3 protein-coding genes are annotated in these 1,786 nt (G+C 75.5%); all 3 read right to left on the reverse strand.

The window, feature by feature from the left end:
- Positions 1-419 (reverse strand): EamA family transporter (locus ACVNF4_RS35625; RefSeq protein ID WP_461806978.1); only part of this gene is annotated, 419 nt, incomplete at its 3' end.
- Between the two features lie 192 nt (positions 420-611).
- On the reverse strand, positions 612-1,583 hold the full coding sequence (locus ACVNF4_RS35630) for an EamA family transporter (protein WP_461806979.1): 972 nt from the start codon (positions 1,581-1,583) through the stop codon (positions 612-614).
- A 52-nt stretch (positions 1,584-1,635) separates the two neighbouring features.
- Positions 1,636-1,740, reverse strand: coding sequence for a Clp protease N-terminal domain-containing protein (locus ACVNF4_RS35635; RefSeq protein ID WP_461806980.1), 105 nt, complete (start codon positions 1,738-1,740; stop codon positions 1,636-1,638).
- Between the last annotated feature and the right edge of the window lie 46 nt (positions 1,741-1,786).

Here is a 1,786-nt window from a genome sequence, read left to right on the forward strand (position 1 = left end):
GCCACGGCGAGCACACCGCCCCGGCCGAGCCGCTCGCCCAGCGTCAGCCGCGCGCCGAGGGCGATGAACACGGGCCCGGCGCCCAGGGTGACGACGGTCCCGACGGCGAGGCCGGTCTCGGCGACGGCCGCGAAGTACGCCGTCTGGAACACGGCCAGCGTGACGCCGTTGCCGAGGACCAGCAGCCACCACCGGGCGCGGCGCGCGGAACGGACAGGCCTGCGTCGGACCACTCGGACCGCGAGGAGCAGCGCGAGTCCGACGGCGCAGCGCCAGAAGGACAGAGCCACCGGGCTCAGGTCACTGATCCGGAAGACCAGGGTGCCGGCGGCACCGGCGGTCCCCCAGGCGATCCCGGCGACGATCAGAAAGAACAGCCCCCGCCCGACGGGCGAGAAGGGCACAGAAGGTGAAGACACGCGTTTCTCCGCAGCGGCGCACGAGGCGCGAAGAGCCGAAGCGGGCCGCCGGACGCGCCGGGGCCCCTGGACTTCGTCTGCGGGCAGCACCGTCCGCCCGCGCGCTCAGCTGCGACGCGGGACGGTCTCTCCGGAGGCCCGCCTCAGGCGGCCGGAGGCGGAAGAACGAGTGCTGAAGGCATGATCGTGACCCTATACGACGGTCTCGCGCGGGGCGGCGGCCTTTCCCGGCCCCCCGCCCGCCACCGGCTCCCCCGCCGCCTTCGCGGGCGTCGCCGACTGCGCGACGAACGCGCCGAGCAGGACGACCGCCCCGCCCGCGAGCTGCGCGACCCCCAGGTGCTCCCCGAGCAGCACCCAGGCGAGCACGGTCGCGACGACCGCCTCCGCACACGACACGACCGTCGCGACCTGCGGGGACAGCCGCCGCACGGAGACGACACCGGTCGCGTACGCCAGGACCGTCGCCACGAGGACGATCCAGCCCAGGAGCAGCCAGCCGGGGACGGCGTCGCCGTTCAGGTCGGCGGTGCGGGTGAGGACGGCCCAGTCGAGGTTCCAGGGGCGGGCGACGACGGTGAGGACGGCGGCGCCGACGAGCAGCCCGTAGGCGATGACGCCGAGGGGGTCGGGGGCGTCCGCGCCGGAGCCCCCTCGGTCGGACAGCACGAAGTAGCCGACCTGGCAGCAGGCGGCGCCGAGCGCGAGCGCCACCCCGAGCGCGTCGAACCGCATCCCGGCCCACGCCTCGACGACGCAGGCGAGCCCGCCGACGGCCAGCACGACCCCGGCCACGGCCCGCCGGCTCACCGCCCGCCGCTGCACGAACCGCACCCACCCGAGCACGAGCGCGGGTGCCAGGTATTCGAGGAGCAGCGCGACCCCGACGGGCAGCCGGGAGATCGACCCGAAGTAGAACGCCTGCACCCCGGCGACCCCGAGGAGCCCGTACCCGGCGAGCAGTCCCGGCCGTCGCCGTACGAGGTCGCGGTGGCGCCAGGCGACCGGCAGCATCACCAGCGCCGCGCACCCCACCCGCAGCCACACCACGTGCAGCGGTTCGAGCCCGCCCTCGATCAGTGGCTTCGCCGCGACCCCGGACCCGCCGAACGCCACGGCCGACACGATCGCCAGCCCCAGCCCTGCCCCATGCTGCTTCGTCACGCGGCCATGATGGCATCCCGCGACAGCACCGTCACCCCCTCAAGCTCCTGTCTCACCTCTCGAACGGCTCCTCCTCCACCCGCGCGAGCAGCTCCTCCGTGTCCACCCCCGCACGGGCCAGCACCTCCACGGCCCGGGACCGGGGCTCGGCCAGCACGGCCGCCAGCAGATCGACCCCCTGTGCCGCGCCGGCCCCCCGCCGC

The sequence above is a fragment of the Streptomyces sp. S6 genome, assembly GCF_054880855.1.